The 16,107-nt window shown below is 63.5% G+C and carries 14 protein-coding genes; 7 read left to right on the top strand and 7 right to left on the bottom strand.

Annotation, left to right across the window (positions count from 1 at the left end; translation table 11 throughout):
* Window positions 1-111 precede the first annotated feature (111 nt).
* Window positions 112-1,131, bottom strand: a complete 1,020-nt coding sequence (locus tag IAE39_RS25785) for a LacI family DNA-binding transcriptional regulator (RefSeq protein WP_201207322.1) — start codon at window positions 1,129-1,131, stop codon at window positions 112-114.
* 207 nt (window positions 1,132-1,338) lie between these two features.
* On the opposite strand from IAE39_RS25785, the gene IAE39_RS25780 reads away from it, so the two are divergent.
* The 3 genes from IAE39_RS25780 (at window position 1,339) to IAE39_RS25770 (ending at window position 3,728) form a co-directional block, all read left to right on the top strand.
* A complete protein-coding gene (locus IAE39_RS25780; protein WP_201207321.1) occupies window positions 1,339-1,878 on the top strand; it encodes a gluconokinase in 540 nt (179 codons plus the stop codon).
* Window positions 1,879-1,988: 110 nt separating this feature from the next.
* Window positions 1,989-3,341 carry a GntP family permease gene (locus tag IAE39_RS25775; RefSeq protein WP_201207320.1) on the top strand — a complete coding sequence of 451 codons (1,353 nt, stop codon included), beginning with the start codon at window positions 1,989-1,991 and terminating at the stop codon, window positions 3,339-3,341.
* A gap of 84 nt (window positions 3,342-3,425) precedes the next feature.
* Window positions 3,426-3,728, top strand: coding sequence for a hypothetical protein (locus tag IAE39_RS25770; protein ID WP_201207319.1), 303 nt, complete (start codon window positions 3,426-3,428; stop codon window positions 3,726-3,728).
* A gap of 199 nt (window positions 3,729-3,927) precedes the next feature.
* On the opposite strand, the gene IAE39_RS25765 is transcribed toward IAE39_RS25770, so the two are convergent.
* From IAE39_RS25765 to IAE39_RS25750, 4 genes are all read right to left on the bottom strand, one after another.
* Window positions 3,928-5,355 carry a sigma-54-dependent transcriptional regulator gene (locus IAE39_RS25765; RefSeq protein WP_201207318.1) on the bottom strand — a complete coding sequence of 476 codons (1,428 nt, stop codon included), beginning with the start codon at window positions 5,353-5,355 and terminating at the stop codon, window positions 3,928-3,930.
* Window positions 5,324-6,817 carry a sensor histidine kinase gene (locus IAE39_RS25760; protein WP_201207317.1) on the bottom strand — a complete coding sequence of 498 codons (1,494 nt, stop codon included), beginning with the start codon at window positions 6,815-6,817 and terminating at the stop codon, window positions 5,324-5,326. Before IAE39_RS25760 ends, IAE39_RS25765 begins: the two co-directional genes overlap by 32 nt.
* 292 nt (window positions 6,818-7,109) lie before the next feature.
* Window positions 7,110-8,576: a sensor histidine kinase gene (locus IAE39_RS25755; protein WP_201207316.1), complete on the bottom strand. Its 1,467-nt coding sequence runs from the start codon at window positions 8,574-8,576 to the stop codon at window positions 7,110-7,112.
* A gap of 268 nt (window positions 8,577-8,844) precedes the next feature.
* Complete coding sequence (locus IAE39_RS25750) at window positions 8,845-9,438, bottom strand: lytic transglycosylase domain-containing protein (protein ID WP_201207315.1); 594 nt, start codon at window positions 9,436-9,438, stop codon at window positions 8,845-8,847.
* Window positions 9,439-9,623: 185 nt separating this feature from the next.
* Between IAE39_RS25750 and gspG the strand changes: the two genes are divergently transcribed.
* Together gspG and IAE39_RS25740 are read left to right on the top strand one after the other, a co-directional pair.
* On the top strand, window positions 9,624-10,049 hold the full coding sequence (gene gspG / locus IAE39_RS25745) for a type II secretion system major pseudopilin GspG (RefSeq protein ID WP_028613001.1): 426 nt from the start codon (window positions 9,624-9,626) through the stop codon (window positions 10,047-10,049).
* Window positions 10,050-10,060: 11 nt separating this feature from the next.
* The gene (locus tag IAE39_RS25740; RefSeq protein WP_201207314.1) at window positions 10,061-11,251 is read left to right on the top strand and encodes a type II secretion system F family protein; all 1,191 of its coding nucleotides are present in this window, start codon (window positions 10,061-10,063) and stop codon (window positions 11,249-11,251) included.
* Here the strand turns inward: IAE39_RS25740 and IAE39_RS25735 are convergent.
* Both IAE39_RS25735 and IAE39_RS25730 read right to left on the bottom strand, forming a co-directional pair.
* On the bottom strand, window positions 11,245-12,552 hold the full coding sequence (locus IAE39_RS25735) for an LLM class flavin-dependent oxidoreductase (RefSeq protein ID WP_201207313.1): 1,308 nt from the start codon (window positions 12,550-12,552) through the stop codon (window positions 11,245-11,247). The genes IAE39_RS25740 and IAE39_RS25735 overlap by 7 nt on opposite strands.
* Before the next feature lie 131 nt (window positions 12,553-12,683).
* On the bottom strand, window positions 12,684-13,619 hold the full coding sequence (locus tag IAE39_RS25730; RefSeq protein ID WP_201207312.1) for an ABC transporter substrate-binding protein: 936 nt from the start codon (window positions 13,617-13,619) through the stop codon (window positions 12,684-12,686).
* A 193-nt stretch (window positions 13,620-13,812) separates the two neighbouring features.
* Here IAE39_RS25730 and IAE39_RS25725 point away from each other — a divergent pair, with 193 nt between their 5' ends.
* Together IAE39_RS25725 and IAE39_RS25720 are read left to right on the top strand one after the other, a co-directional pair.
* Window positions 13,813-14,421: a cysteine dioxygenase gene (locus IAE39_RS25725; protein WP_201207311.1), complete on the top strand. Its 609-nt coding sequence runs from the start codon at window positions 13,813-13,815 to the stop codon at window positions 14,419-14,421.
* Window positions 14,418-16,004: a rhodanese-related sulfurtransferase gene (locus IAE39_RS25720; RefSeq protein WP_201207310.1), complete on the top strand. Its 1,587-nt coding sequence runs from the start codon at window positions 14,418-14,420 to the stop codon at window positions 16,002-16,004. Before IAE39_RS25725 ends, IAE39_RS25720 begins: the two co-directional genes overlap by 4 nt.
* The last annotated feature ends 103 nt before the right edge of the window (window positions 16,005-16,107 follow it).

Raw genomic sequence — 16,107 nt, 5'->3', positions numbered from 1 at the left:
CTTTAGCCGCGAAGCGCCGCGCGGGCGGCGCTCGATCTCACAGGCGCTGAAAACACATCGGCGAACACCCGGCGGCGCTCGACCTCACCCCCCACACCACTCAAGACGAACTCAAGAGCTCTCCCGCACCATCAACTCGAAGCCCAGGTCCTGCTGCGCATTGGCCACCCGCTTGCCATCCAGCAACGCCAGCAATGCCTGTGCAGCACCCCGCCCAACGGCGGCTCGTGGCGTGCGGATAGAGGTCAGCCGGGGCACCATGTGCGCCGAGGCCGGCAGGTCGTTGAAGCCGACCATCGCCACCTGCCGGGGTACTTCAACCCCTTGGCGCAACGCCTGCAGCACCGCGCCCTGGGCCAGGTCGTCATTACAGAAGAAGATGCCATCCACATCCGGCGCCTGCGCCATCAGCTGACTGAACAGCATGCTGCCCAAGGCAATCGACGAAGGCTCCGGCGCCAGTACCTCCAGCTCGGTGGCCTGCATACCGGCCTCGGCCAACGCCTGGCGGAAGCCCTCGGCACGCTGCATTACCCGCGGGTCGAGCTGCGCAGCAATGAACGCCAGGCGCTTGCGACCACGCTCGATCAGGTGTCGGGCGGCGGCGCGACCGGCCTGCTGCTGCGAGAAGCCGACCGACAACGCCCCAGGCTCGCCGTTGAGCTCCATCATGTGCACACACGGCACGCCGCTGGCGGCCAGCATTTGCCGCGCCGCGTCGCTGCGCTCGAAACCGGTCAGCAACATGCCGCAGGGCTGGTAGGCCAGGTAGTTGCGGATCAGGTTCTCTTCTTCGGCAAGGTCGTAGTGGTAGTTGCCGATCAGCACTTCGAGCCCACGCGGGCGCATGACCTCGTGGATGGCTTCCAGAGTGTCGATGAACAGCTGGTTGGACAGCGACGGGATCAACACCACCACCGACTGGCTGCGTGCCGAAGCCAGCGCACGGGCCGCCGGGTTGGCCACATAGCCCAGGTTCGCCGCAGCGGCGATGACCTTTTCCACCAGCTCCGGCGCAACCGTGCTGACCCCGCGCAAGGCGCGCGAAGCGGTAATCGGGGAAACCCCGGAAAGCCTGGCGACTTCAGCCAGGGTGGGACGACCTGTAGTACGGGAGCCGGTGCGGGACATGGATGTTGTAATTTTACTACTTGCAAGGAGAGGGAACGGCCACTAAGGTAGCGCTGTCTCAGGACGCAGGCAATGTAATCTTTGGTAGCAGCCACCACGCGCTCGCCACCAGGCGTCCATACTGCGTAAGGACAAGACCAATAACACCGGGGAGGTGGCTGTTCGTCGGCGACGAGACAGCGCTATCTCACCCCGCAGGAGGTACTGATGAATTCTCCCCTGTCCGCCATCGTGGTGATGGGCGTGGCCGGTTGCGGCAAAAGCTGCATCGGCGCCGCCATTGCTGCCACAAGCGGCGGCCGCCTGATCGAAGGCGACGCTTTCCACCCTGCCGAAAACATCCGCAAGATGAGCGCTGGCATTCCCCTGGACGACAGCGACCGTGCCGGTTGGCTGGTGCGCCTGGGCGAAGAACTGCAAACCATCAGCCAGGCTGGCGAGCGCCCGATCCTGACCTGCTCGGCACTCAAGCGCCGCTACCGCGATACCCTGCGCGAGGCCATGCCCGGGCTGGTATTCGTGTTCCTCGAACTGACCCCTGCCGAGGCCGAAAAGCGCGTACTGGCCCGCCCGGGGCACTTCATGCCGGCCAGCCTGATCGACAGCCAGTTCGCAGCCTTGGAGTCGCCACGCGGCGAACCACTGACCCTGGCGCTGGACGCAACCCAGCCCATCGACGCCTTGGCTGCAGCGGTGGACCGCTGGCTAAAGCACTACGGTGAGCAGGGCCTGGCGCAAACCGCCTGACCTCGGCGGTTTTCCGGTTCACCAAAGACAGCGCTACCCCGACCCGCCAACGCGGGCAAAGTTCCAAAAAGCTCCGCCCAAAACAACGATAAGACCGAGGCCTTAAAACCATGTTCGGACTGGCTACTGATACCTTCCTGCTGCTCGACGCGCTGGTTACCATCGTCGGGCTGATCCTGCTGATCACCCATTTCAAGGTTCACCCTTTCGTCGCCCTCACCCTTGCGGCCGGTTTCCTCGGCCTGACCTCCGGCATGCCGGTAGCCAAAGTCATGAAATCGTTCCAGGACGGCTTTGGCGGCGTGCTCGGCTTTGTCGGTATCGTGCTCGCCTTGGGCACCATGCTCGGCAAGCTGATGGCCGACTCTGGCGGTGCCGACCAGATCGCACAAACCCTGATCCGTGCGTTCGGCAAGAAGAACGTGCATTGGGCGATGATGTTCGCCGCTTTCCTGGTGGGCATTCCGCTGTTCTTCGAAATCGGCTTCGTGCTGCTGATTCCGCTGGTGTTCATCGTCGCCCGGCGCTCCGGGGTATCGCTGGTGAAAATCGGTATTCCGCTGCTGGCGGGCCTGTCTGTGGTGCACGGCCTGGTGCCGCCACACCCGGGCCCGTTGCTGGCGATTGGCATTTTCCACGCCGACATTGGCAAGACCATCTTCTATGGCCTGATCGTGGCGCTGCCAACCGCGATCATCGCCGGCCCGCTGTTCGGTAACTTCATTTCCCGCTACATCCCGGGCAACCCCTCGCAGGAGTTGATGGACCAGATCGCCAAGGAGTCCGACCAGGGCAACTTGCCGAGCTTCAGCATCACCCTGATCACCGTGCTGCTGCCGGTGGCATTGATGCTGCTGAAAACCTTCGCCGACGTGGTGCTGCCCGCCGAGCACATCGTGCGCCAGTGGATGGACCTGATCGGCCACCCGATCACTGCCCTGCTCGCTGCCCTGCTGCTGGCCTTCTATACCTTTGGCTCGGCCCGTGGCTTCAACCGCCAGCAGATCATGAAAATGCTCGACCAGAGCCTGGCGCCGACCGCCGCCATCGTACTGATCGTCGGTGCTGGCGGTGGTTTCAAGCAGATGCTGGTGGACACTGGCGTGGGCAACGTGATCGGGCAGATGGCCGTGCAGGCCGAAATTTCGCCGATCATGCTGGCGTGGCTGGTAGCCGCAGTGATCCGCATCGCCACCGGCTCGGCCACGGTCGCGACCATTACCGGCGCGGGCATCGTTGCACCGGTGATCGACCTGGTGCCAGGGGTGAACCGTGAGCTGCTGGTGCTGGCCACCGGTGCCGGCTCGCTGATCCTGTCGCACGTGAACGATGCCGGCTTCTGGCTGGTGAAGCAGTACTTCAACATGACCGTGGCAGAAACCTTCAAGACCTGGAGCATGATGGAGACCATTCTTTCGGTGGTCGGCATAATCTTCATCATGTTGCTGTCGATGGTGGTGTGACCGTTGATCGGGGTGATGGCACCTTGACGTTTCGGGTGGGGCCGAAGGGAAGTATGAGCCCTACCCGACGCAATGGAGACTGCCATGACCCGCTCAAGCATCCTGTTGATTGCCCTGCTCGCCTCACCGCTGGCACTGGCCGCTGGCACCGGCCCCACCTACCCCGACGACCCGCACAGTAGCGCGCCGCAGCCCGGCGCGGACAGCACCCTGAACCCGATCGAGAAACCCATGCCACGCGACACCGACCCGCGCCTGAAGGGCAACGACCCGGACAGCCCGCCAGCGGAGCAGAATGACGACCGTGACCTGCCGGGGATGGATGGCAGCGGTTCGGAGGGGGTTGGGCGGCAAGGTGATAGCGGCACGAGCACCGGCAACCCCTGACCACACCGTTGAACCTGCAAAATGATGCATTGCCTGTGGGAGCGGCTTTAGCCGCGAAGAACCCAACACAGTGTATGGCACCGGCTGCGCCGGTGTTCGCGGCTGAAGCCGCTCCCACAGTGTTCCTGCTAATTCAATGAGTTATGTGCAGTTCTGTGGGGGCGGGTTATCCGCTCCATTCAAAAGGGGTGACCGACAATCACCACTGTCGTTTGTCAGGCCGCGTCAGCCCCAGCTTCTCGATGCGGTACCGCAGCATGTCCCGCGACAACCCGAGCATGCGCGCCGACTTGGTTACATTCCAATCCGTACGGTCCAGGGTCTTGCACACCAGGTCGCGCTCCATGTCCGGCAGGCTGGTGCCTGGCTCCGGTTCATGCCGCGGCATTTCATACACGGTCGCGGTCGGCTGAGCCACCAGCGGCTCATCTACCAAGGTCAAACACAGGTTCAACTGGTGCGCCTGCACCACCTCGTTCGGTGCCAGCAAGACCGTCTGCTCCAGCATGTTACGCAGTTCGCGCACATTGCCGGGCCAGCTGTAACCGAGCATCAGGCTTTCCGCCTCGGCAGAAAAACGCAGGTTCGGCTTGCCATAACGCCGGCCATGGTGGGCCAGGAAGTGCCGCGCCAGCAGCAACACGTCCTGCCCGCGCGCATACAGGCGCGGCACCTTCAGCGCAATGATGCGCAGGCGGAAGAACAGGTCGCGGCGGAACTTGCCCTGCTGCACCATCTGTTCCAGGTTGCAGTTGGTGGCACTGATCACCCGCAGGTCGACCTTGCGCTCCTTCACTGCTCCTATGCGGCGGATGCTGCGGTCTTCCAGCAGTTTGAGCAGCTTGGCCTGCAGCACCAGGTCCATCTCGCCGATCTCGTCAAGAAACAGCGTGCCCCCATCGGCAGCCTCCACCAGGCCCACCCGGCGCTCCTTGGCATCGGTAAAGGCACCCTTTTCGTGACCAAACAGTTCGGCTTCCAGCAGGTTGGCCGGGATCGAGGCGCAGTTGAACTCGATAAACGGCCCTTTGCTGCGCGAGCCGTCAAAATGCAGGGCACGCGCCACCAACTCCTTGCCAGTACCGGTTTCGCCTTCTACCAGCACCGGTGGCAGGTCGTCACTGGCCATGCGCCGCTCGGCATCGAGCACCTGGCGCAAGGTGTGCTTGAGGGTGAGCATCGCCGGCGACTCGCCGATCAGCGCCTGCAACCCGGACTTCTGCGCCTCGCGCTCCTGGTAGAACGACAGCGTACGCTCCATGCGCTCTGCCGCCAGGGCCTTGTCCAGGGTCAGCTTGAGCTCGGCCAGCACTACCGGTTTGGTCAGGTAATGGAAGGCGCCCTCCTTCATCGCCTGCACGGCATCTTCGACGTTGCCGTAGCCGGTCATCATGATCACTTTCAGCTCCGGCGCCTGCGCCACCAGGGTGCGCAGCAGGTCGTGCCCGCTCATGCCCGGCAGCGAGTTGTCGGTCAGCACCGCATCGGGCTGGGCCCGCTTGATCTGCTCCAGCGCCAGTTCCGCGCTGTGGCACACGGTGACCTCGTAGCCCTTGAGGCTGAGGTAGGTACGAATGTTGTCGGCAAGGATTTCATCATCCTCGACTACCAGGATGCTGTGCTCCATGGTCCCCTCCCGCTGCGATATTGAATGTAAGGCTGACGCGGGTTCCTTCCTCTTCGCGGCTGCTCAGGCTGACCGAGCCGCCAAAACGTTCCATGATGCGTTTGACCAGGGCCAGGCCTACACCGAGGCCACCCTGCTTGGTCGTGAAGAACGGCTTGAACACCATCCGTTCCTGCTGTTGGCTCATGCCCTTGCCGGTGTCGGTAAGCACGAACTCGGCACGCAGGCCCTCTTGCACAATAACCTGGGCATTGAGCGTGCCGCCCGAAGGCATGGCCTCCAGGGCATTGGAAAACAGGCTGTTCAGAATCTGCGTAAGCTGCAACGGCTGGCTGGCCACCCACTGCATGTCAGGCCCTTCGAAATGAAAGCGCACGCCATTGCGTTCAAGCTGCTGGGTAAAGGCCAGGTGGGTGTCCTCGATGGCTGCCACCAGGTCCACTGCCTCGGGCTCGTCGCTGACCGGGCGCAACGACACCAGCAGGTCGCGCACCCAGCGTGACATGCGGTCGACCTGGCTGATGATGTCGGTGATGTTCTTCTGCGCGGCGGGGTTGGCGATTTCCTGGGCCAGTTCGGCGCTGGAGCGGATGTTGGCCAGCGGGTTGCGCAGGCTGTGGGCGACCGCCGAGGACATCTCGCCCAGCGCCACGTAGGTTTCGCTGGCCACCAGCCTGTCCTGCTGCAGGCGCAGCATGTGCGCCGCCCGGCGCACGATCCAGAACAAGCCAAAGTAGATCAGCGCACCGCCGACCAGGGTCGAAGCCCAGATCAGCACATAGCCACGCTGAATGCGACGGATCAGGTCCTGTGGTTCTTTGTAGATTTCCACCATGGCCAGCACCTGCTCGCCCTGGCTGTCGAACAGCGGGATGTAGTTCTCGATGAACAGGTAGGTGGGTTCACGCAGGAATTTCTGCTCTTCGCGGTCATCCTCGGCCTTGTGATAGCTGGCCGATACAGCCTTGCGTGAACGGAAGGCGCGGTCCAGGTCGCCATCGGCTTCGATACGCTTGCCGATCAATTGCGGGTTGGTGGACCAGATAATGCTGCGGTCGCGGGCATAGACGTTGGCCAGCAAGGTGTCCGGCAGGTGCTCGACATGGTCGAGGAATTCCACCCGGGTCGATTCGGCCAGTTGCGGGGTGAACTGCAGGTGCTGCAGGTCCAGGCGCGGATCGAGCAGCTCACCCATGGTGGTGCCCGGCGGCAATTGCGAGTGGCGCACCTCGGCCTGGGCCATGGCCTGGATGAACTGTGCGGTGAGCATGGCATCGCGCTGCACGCTGTCGCGCACCACGAAACGGGTCGACACGTAACCCAGCCCACCGGCTACCGAGGCAATGATCAACAGGCTGATGACCGAAAACCAGCGCAGCAGGTTGAATTCACGCAATGGAACGGCAAGACCGCTGGCGGTCGCGCTGGCCTTGTCGGGCACTTCGTTTTCCAGCATCTGCATCGCGTGGTTCCCGCGCAGGGCGTCCGTTCAGAACTGCATCAAGGCCAACCGCAAGCGGCAGTTGACAGCAATCCACCTGGGCAGCCGCAGCTGCCATTTGTCGCGTATTGCGCTCCACAGATCACACTGCAAAAACTTAGCCACTCAAATACATGAATTAACAATCCATTGTTTTTCAGTGCGTTATCGCATTCTTTTAAAAATACCTTGAGGAAACTGCCCCACATTTGGGTAATTCCCACCCAACATGATGCAAATCTATATATATCAACAAGTTACGGCCCACTCTTAATCACAGCGATGAAGATCCAGCCAGGCGGAACGTTAACGAGACCCGCGTGCCGTGGCCTTCGCTGCTACTGAGCCGGACCGTGCCACCGAAGCGCTCCATGATACGTTTCACCAGCACCAGCCCCACGCCGAGCCCGCCTTGCTTGGTAGTGAAGAACGGCCTGAAGGCCATCCGCTGCTGCTCTTCGTTCATCCCCTTGCCGTTATCCGACAGGCGCAGGGTGAAGCAGCGCCGATTGTGGCGCACCACCTCGACACGCAGCCGGCCACCCTGCTCCATCGACTCCAGGGCGTTGGCGATCAGGCTGCTGAACACCTGGCGCAGTAACGCCGGATGCCCCAGTACCTGCACAGCCGGTAACGGTTGCAGGTCGAGGGTTACCCCGCCGCGTGCCAGTGGCACTGCGTAGGTCTGCAGGCATTCCTGCAATGCCTGGGGCACGTCCACCGCTACGGCTTCATCGTTCAGCGGGCGCAGCGACTGCAGCATCTGGCGGATCCACAGCGACATGCGGTCGACCTGGCTGATGATGTCGTTGACCTGGCGTTGTGCCGGGCCTTCATCGAACGCCTGGGCCAGCTCTGCACTGGAGCGGATACTGGCCAGCGGGTTGCGCAAGCTGTGGGCCACCGCCGATGACACTTCACCCAGTGCCACGTAGGTTTCGCTGTTGATCAGGCGCTTCTGCTGTACCTTCAGCAACCGTGCGGCGCGGTGCATGATGCCGTACAGGCCGACATACACCAGCGCAGCGCCGACGGTGATTGCCAGCCAGATCAGGATCAACCCATGTTCGATACGCACGATCAGGTCATGGGGTTCTTTGTAGATCTCGACCATGGCCGTGACGTGCTCACCCTCGGCGTCGAACAGCGGTATGTAGTTTTCGATGAACAGCTGCTCGGGCGGCGTGATGAACTTCTGTTCGGCGCGGGCCTGTTCGAAGTTATGGTAGCTGGCCGAGACCCGCATCTTGTACTCGAACGCCCGGTCCAGGTCGTCGTCGCCCTCGATCAGTTTGCCGATCAGCGCCGGGTTGCTGGACCAGATCACGGTGCGGTCCGGGGCATAGATGTTGGCCAGCAGCATGTCGGGCAAGTGGGCGATATGGTCGAGGAATTCGCCCCGTGCCTTGCGCCTGGCATCCGGGTCGACATCGGGCAGGTTCGCGCGGTCGGTACGCGGGTCGAGCAGTTCGCCCATGGTACGCACATTGGGGATCGAAACATGGCGCACTTCGGCGTCAGCAATCGAAGTGATGAACTGCGCCGTAAGCAAGGCATCGCGCTCGACGCTTTCGTCGATGATGAAGCGGCTGGAAATCAGCCCCAGCCCGGCGGCCACCGAAAGGATGATGGCCAGGCTGACCCAGGCATACCAGCGCAGCAGGTTGAACGGCTTGCGCGGAGCGGCCAGCTCGCTACCGGCAGGCACGTCAATAGCGTCGGAACGAGGGGCGAGGTCCATGGCGGACTCCACAGCTGGGCACCTTCAGAAGGTTATAGCCCAGAGATGGGGAAACCATAGTGCTAAATTGATGGCATCCGCCGAAGGGTATTCTTTCGGCTACTTTGCGCCCTTCCAAAACTCAAAGACTCCCCATCCCTGTGGGAGCGGGTTCACCCGCGAACACCGGCGCAGCCGGTGCCCTGCATCGCGCCGGTTTCTTCGCGGGTTAACCCGCTCCCACAGGGGGCTCGACTTGCCCCAGAAAGGGTTAGACTCCACAGCAGCATCACAGCGGCGAATCATCCGCCAATCCCTGCAGCTTGCGGTACTCGCGCAGCACCGTGGGCACATAGCGCCGGGTCTCGGCAAATGGCGGTACCGCGCCACGCCGCAGCACGGCGTCCGGGCCGGCGTTGTAGGCGGCTACGGCCAGGGTGATGTCATTGTCGAACAGGGTAAGCATCTGTTTGATGTAGCGTGCCCCGCCCTGCACATTGTCTTCTGGGTCGAGGCGGTCTTCCACGCCCATTTCGCGGGCGGTATCCGGCATCAATTGCATCAACCCCACCGCCCCCGCCCGGGAGCGGGCCTTGGGGTTGTAGCCAGACTCGGCCTTGATCAGCGCATGCAACAGCGCCGGTGGCACATTGTGGATTCGTGCTGCCGTGGCAACCACTTCGGCGTACGGCCGGCCAGTGATCATCTGCGCATTGACCGGCCCGCCCTGGGCCAGCGGTTCGTTGATCACTTTCTGATAATGCCGCCCGGGTCGATGAACGTTGGTCAGTACGTAGCCACCCTTGGCATCGATCGAGATGTACACATCGGCCTGGGCAATACTTGCCGCCAGCCAGAGCAAACCAAGGATGAGTCCACGCATGTCGGTCGCCTCTTCGTCGTGGCCCCCGATGTGGGGGAAATGCCCCGGAAAACCCGAGGACCATGACCACGACGCAAGCACTGTGCCGCTTCCTGTGCCGCATGGCGCAAGGGCCCGAGGCAGACGTGCACGGCTGTTGCATGGTGCATGGCAACGCGTGTCCCCATGCACTGGAGGGCTTCACCATGCAGCGCAGAACCAACCCGCAACGTGGCTTCACCCTGCTCGAGCTTCTGGTGGTACTGGTGGTGCTCGGCCTGCTGGCCGGTATCGTCGCGCCCAAGTACTTCAGCCAGCTGGGCCGCTCCGAGGCCAAGGTGGCGCGGGCGCAGATCGAGGGGCTGAGCAAGGCCCTGGACCTGTACCGCCTGGAGGTCGGCCACTATCCCAACAGTGAACAAGGCCTGCAGGCTTTGGTGATCGCCCCCAGCGGCGAAGCTCGCTGGACCGGGCCGTATCTGCAGAAGGCCGTGCCGCAAGACCCGTGGGGCCGCCCGTACATCTACCGGCAGCCTGGCGAGAACGGCGGCGAATACGACCTGCTGTCGATGGGCAAGGACGGCCAGCCCGGCGGCGATGGCGAAAACGCCGAAATCACCAGCTGGCAGTAAGGAGAGCGGCCATGCGCTACAGCCTCAAGGCCCTGGGTAGGCAGGGTGTGGTGCAAATGCAGATCGACGCCGAGGACGCCGAGCAGGCGCGCCGCCAGGCCGAAGACCAGGGCCTGCGCGTGCTCAGCCTGCGCGGCAGCGGCGGCGCCTTGCGCGGTATGGCCTGGCGCCGCGAGGCGGCGTTCGACCTGGTGTTGTTCAGCCAGGAGCTGTCGACCTTGCTCAATGCCGGCCTGCCCCTGATCGACGCGCTGGAAAGCCTGGCAGAGAAAGCCCCTGCGCCAGCAACGCGCAAGGTGCTGGCCGAGCTGGTCCGCCAGCTGTACGAAGGCCGCTCGCTGTCCCAGGCCCTGGGCCAGCAACCGCGGGTTTTCCCGCCGCTGTACGTAGCGCTGGTGCAGTCCAGTGAACGCACCGGGGCGCTGGGTGATGCACTCGCCCGCTACATCAGCTACCGCCAGCGCCTGGACCTGGTCCGGCAGAAGCTGGTGGGTGCGTCGGTGTACCCGTTGTTGCTGTTGCTGGTGGGCGGTGGCGTGGTGCTGTTTCTGCTTGGCTATGTGGTGCCGCGCTTCAGCCAGGTGTTCGAAGGCATGGGCACCGAATTACCCTGGCTGTCTCGGGTACTGATGCAGATCGGCCTGTTCCTGCATGCCGAGCAACTGCCATTGGCGCTGGGCAGCGTTGGCGGGGTCACGGCGCTGTGGCTGCTGCGCCGCCACCCACGGGTACGGCACTGGGCGTCCTGCCAGTTGCGGCGCCTGCCGGCACTGCACCAGCGCCTGATGATGTACGAGCTGGCGCGCTTCTACCGGTCGCTGGGTATTCTGCTGCAAGGCGGCATTCCCATCCTTACCGCCATGGGCATGGCCCGTGGCCTGCTCGGCAGTGCAGCGGCACAGGGCCTGGCGCAAGCCAGCCAGCGGGTCGGCGAAGGCCTGCCGCTGTCCGATGCGCTGGAAGCCGGGCAACTGGTCACACCGGTGTCGCTACGCCTGCTGCGGGCCGGCGAACAGTCCGGCAACCTGGGCGAGATGCTGGAGCGCTGCGCCGACTTCCACGACCAGGAAATCGGTCGCTGGGTGGAATGGTTCGTCAAACTGTTTGAACCGTTGCTGATGACGTTCATCGGCCTACTGATTGGCCTGATCGTGATCCTCATGTACATGCCGATCTTCGAACTGGCCTCAAGCATTCACTGAATCGCCAGGCCCAGGCTTTCCCGCAGGGTAGTGCCTTCGTAGGCGGTGCGGTACACCCCGCGCTCCTGCAGCAACGGCACCACCTGCTCGGTAAAGCGGCGGAACTGCCCTGGGTGGCCGATGTAGATATTGAAGCCATCCAGCGCCCGTGCTTCGAACCACTCGGCCATTTTCGCCGCTACCGTCGCTGCCGAGCCGACAAAGGCACCCGGCCGCAACTGGCGGCCGAACTCCACCGCCTGGCGCAAGCTGAAGCCCTGTTCTCGCGCCTGGTCGGCAATGCGCTTGGCGTTGGTGAAGAAGCTGCTGCGCGCATGCTCCAGGCTTTCCTGGGGGAACGGTGCGTCAAGGTCGTACTGGCTGAAGTCGTGCCAGCCGAAGTTGCGCCCGAATTCCTTCAGCGCCAGTTCGAAGCTGTGGTCCTGCTGGTGATAATGGCGTTCGATCTCGCGGGCGTGTTCATCGGTGTCACCGACGTAAATCTCAGCCCCTGGTAGCACCAGCAGTTGCTCGGGGTCACGCCCCAAGCGCGCGGCACGGCCCTTCACATCACGGTAGAACGCCTGGCCCTGCCCGATGCTGGCGGCATGGGTAAAGATCACATCCGCCGTGGCCGCCCCCAGTTCGCGCCCTTGCACCGAGTCGCCGGCCTGGAAGATCACCGGCTGGCCCTGAGGTGAACGCTGGATGTTCAAAGGCCCCACCACCGAAAAGTGCTCGCCCTTGTGGTTCAGCGCGTGCATGCGGCTGGGGTCGAGGAACTGCCCGGTGGCCCGGTTGCGCGGGAACGCGCCGTCTTCATAGGACTGCCACAGGCCTTGCACAACCGCCACGTGCTCCTGGGCACGGGCATAACGGGTGTCGTAGTCGTAGTGCTCGTCGCGGCCATAGTTGCCGGCCGTGCCGGCATCACCACTGGTAACCACGTTCCAGCCGGCGCGGCCCTTGCTTATCAGGTCCAGCGAGGCCAGGCGCCGGGCCACGTTGAAGGGCTCGTTGTAGGAGGTGGTCAAGGTGCCGACCAGGCCGATATGGCGGGTGGTTACTGCCAGTGCCGAGAGCAGGGTCAGTGGCTCCAGGCGGTTAAGGTAGTGGGACGGCGAGCCGGGGGTGATGTACTGGCTGTCGACGATGAACATCAGGTCGAACAGCGCTGCCTCGGCCTGGCGGGCGATGTCGATGTACCAGTCGATGTTGACGCTGGCGTCTGCCGGCAGCTCCGGGTCGAGCCACAGGTTGTGCCGGCCGGGGCCGCCGCAGCCCATGGTCAGGGCGCCGAGTTTGATCTTGCGGGTGGTCATGGGAATTCCTCGAGGATGATGGTGCCTGTGCTGGCCTCTTCGCGGGTAAACCCGCTCCTACAACGATCGCAATGGCTTCCACGTTCCTTGTAGGAGCGGGTTCACCCGCGAATAGGCCTGTACAGGAAAACTCAATGCTCGAACGCCGCCGCGAACGAGGTATCGAACAGGCTCGCCGCCGGGTAAGCCTTGATCAGCCCCAGCCCGGCAAAAAAGTCCACGGTCTTCTGCGCCTCCACGATCACCTGCGGGTCCAACGGCGCCACATCGGTACGCGCACGGGCAAACCAGGCGCGGGCTATGTCGCGGTCGGCCCGGGTGCGCTTGGCCCAGGCATCGGCATAGGCTTCGGTATGCGCCGGGTCGTTCAGGGTCCAGTCCCGGGCCTTTTTCAGGCGCTGGAGAAAGTCGCTGATCTGTGCCCGCTTGGCCTCCACTGCCTTGGCATTGGCCACCACAAAGCTCTGAGCCGGAATCAGCCCTTCGGCAGTTGCCAACACCCGCGCCCCTTGGCGCTCCTGCTGGGTAACGTAAGGTTCCCAGGTGGCAATCACGTCCACCGAACCCCCATCCAGCGCATGCGAGGCGTCCAGCGCACTGAGGTAACGCAACTCCAGGGCATCACGCGGCACGGCGGCCTTGTCCAGCGCGCTGAACAGCAACTGCTGGCTCCATGAGCCCTTCCAGATCGCCGCACGTTTGCCGCGCAAGTCTTCCAGGCTGTGAATGTTCGAGTCCTTGCGCGCCAGAATGGCCACGCCATCGAGGTTCTGCCGGCTGACCGCGATCACCTTGATCGGCGCGCCCAAGGCGCCCAGGAACAACGGTGGGGCATCGCCCAGCAGGCCAATATCCAGGCTACCCACGTTCAGCGCCTCGGCCACCGGTGAGCCTGCCGTGAACTGCTTCCATTCCAGGGTATACGGCAGGTCGTCGAGCACACCGGCCGCCTCCATCACGGCACGGGCATTGAAGCTCTGGTCGCCGACCACCAGGGTTTGTGCAGCGGCGGCCAGGCTGAGGGTGCTGGCCAGCACACCGGCGGCCAGTTGCTTGAGGTATCGCACGTTCGTCTCCAGGTACCGTCGGGTACATAAGGCCGATCCGCGCGTGCGGTCTCGTAGGTTGTGCATCTATTTGAAAACAGATCGGCACATCTGTAAATGCATTTTATGCATATTAGCTTATGCATATTTTTACTTATGAGAATATTCAGTGTGTTTGCTAGGGTTAAGTGAAACCGTCAGCCGAGCCTGAACCATGAGCCACCCCCTACGCTTCGAGCGCTTGCGCCATTTCATCGATGCGCTATCACAACTGCTGGACAAGGAAACCGACGAAGCCACGCTTCTGGACCACGGCCAGGGCCTGCTGCGCAGCCTGGTCGCGCATGACGACTGGCTGCCTGAAGCACTGGCCCAGCCGGACCCGGCCCGCTACCAGCAATACCTGTTGCACTGCGATTCGCGCCAGCGCTTTTCCATCGTCAGTTTCGTCTGGGGCCCCGGCCAGCAGACGCCGATCCACGACCACCGGGTGTGGGGCCTGATCGGCATGCTGCGCGGCGCCGAATACTCGCAAGGCTTTGCCCGTAGCGAGCAAGGCGCCTTGCTGCCAGCGGGCCGACCAGTGCGTATCGAGCCTGGCCATGTCGAGGCGGTTTCGCCGCGCGTTGGTGATATTCACCAGGTCAGCAATGCTTTTGACGACCGGGTGTCGATCAGCATTCACGTGTACGGCGCCAACATCGGCGCGGTCAGCCGGGCAGTGTACCTGCCCGATGGCACCGAGAAACCGTTCATTTCCGGCTATTCCAACAGCCTATTGCCCAACATCTGGGACCTGTCCAAAGAGAACCCTGCCCCATGAGCACCTTTGCTACCCGCTCCTACCACGATATTCGCCGGGCCCTGCTGGCCCATGAAGAACTGGCGCTGATCGATGTGCGCGAAGAAGACCCGTTCGCCCAGGACCACCCCTTGTTTGCCGCCAATATCCCGTTGTCGAAACTGGAGCTGGAGGTGTTCGCCCGCGTGCCGCGGCGTGACACCGCCATCACCGTGTATGACGACGGCGAAGGCCTGGCAGGCCAGGCAGCCAAGCGCCTGCTGGCCCTGGGCTACAGCAATGTCGCCTTGCTCGAAGGCGGCCTGGCCGGCTGGCGCACAGCCGGTGGTGAACTGTTCCGCGACGTCAACGTGCCAAGCAAGGCGTTTGGCGAGCTGGTCGAAAGTGTGCGCCACACCCCGTCGCTGGCCGCCGAGCAGGTGCAGGCCCTGCTGGATGCCAAGGCCGACGTGGTGGTGCTGGATGCGCGCCGCTTCGACGAGTACCAGACCATGAGTATTCCGGGCGGCATCAGTGTGCCGGGGGCCGAGCTGGTGTTGCGGGTAGCCGAGCTGGCACCCGACCCGGCCACCCAGGTGATCGTCAACTGCGCCGGGCGTACCCGCAGCATCATCGGCACCCAGTCGCTGATCAATGCCGGCATCCCTAACCCGGTGGCGGCCCTGCGCAACGGCACCATTGGCTGGACCCTGGCCGGGCAAACCCTGGCCCACGGTCAGGCGCACCGTTTCAGTGCCGTCACCGGCAGCACCCAAGCCGATGCCGCAACGCGTGCGCGCCAGGTTGCCGACCGCGCTGGCGTGGTGCGGCTAGAGCGTGAAGGCCTGGCTGCCTGGCAGGCCGATGCCAGCCGCACCACCTATGTGTTCGATGTACGCACGCCTGAGGAATTTGCCCAAGGCCACCTGCCAGGCAGCCGCAGCGTCCCCGGCGGGCAACTGGTGCAGGAAACCGACCATGTCGCCAGCGTGCGCGGGGCGCGCATCGTGCTGGTGGACGACGATGGCGTACGGGCCAACATGAGTGCGTCGTGGCTGGCACAACTGGGCTGGCAGGTGGCGGTACTGGATGGCCTGGCGGTGGCAGACTTCAGCACAGCCGGTGAGTGGCAGGCGCCGCAGCCGGCGTTGCCGGCGGTAACCGAGATCGGCGTCGAGCAACTGGCGACCTGGCTGCAGGCGCCAGGCACGGTGGTGCTGGATTTCACCAGCAGTGCCAACTATGTGAAACAGCATATACCCGGGGCGCACTGGGCTATTCGTGCGCAATTGCCGCAAGTGCTGGAAAAACTGCCGGTTGCCGAGCGCTATGTGTTGACCTGTGGCAGCAGCTTGCTGGCCCGTTTTGCGGCGGTGGATTTGCAGGCGCTTACGCAAACCCCGGTGTATGTGCTGGAGGGTGGCACGGCGCGCTGGATTGCTGCGGGCCAGGATTTGCAGAATGGGGAGACGCACCTGGCCGTGCCGCGCACCGACCGCTATCGCCGGCCATATGAAGGCACGGATAACCCACGTGAGGCCATGCAGGGGTATCTGGATTGGGAATTCGGCCTGATTGCCCAGTTGGAGCGGGATGGGACGCATGGGTTCAGGGTGCTGGGCTGAGGAAGCTTGTTAGGGCATCCAGGTGCATGCCTTGGGATTTGAGGTGGTGCACAGATCGAGCGCCGCCCGCGCGGCGCTTCGCGGCTAAAGCCGCTCCTACGTT

The organism is Pseudomonas sp. S37 (genome assembly GCF_016658545.1).
Taxonomy (GTDB): Bacteria; Pseudomonadota; Gammaproteobacteria; order Pseudomonadales; family Pseudomonadaceae; genus Aquipseudomonas.
Note: the sequence above shows the minus strand (reverse complement) of the source record. Positions and strands in the feature narration are given on the sequence as shown.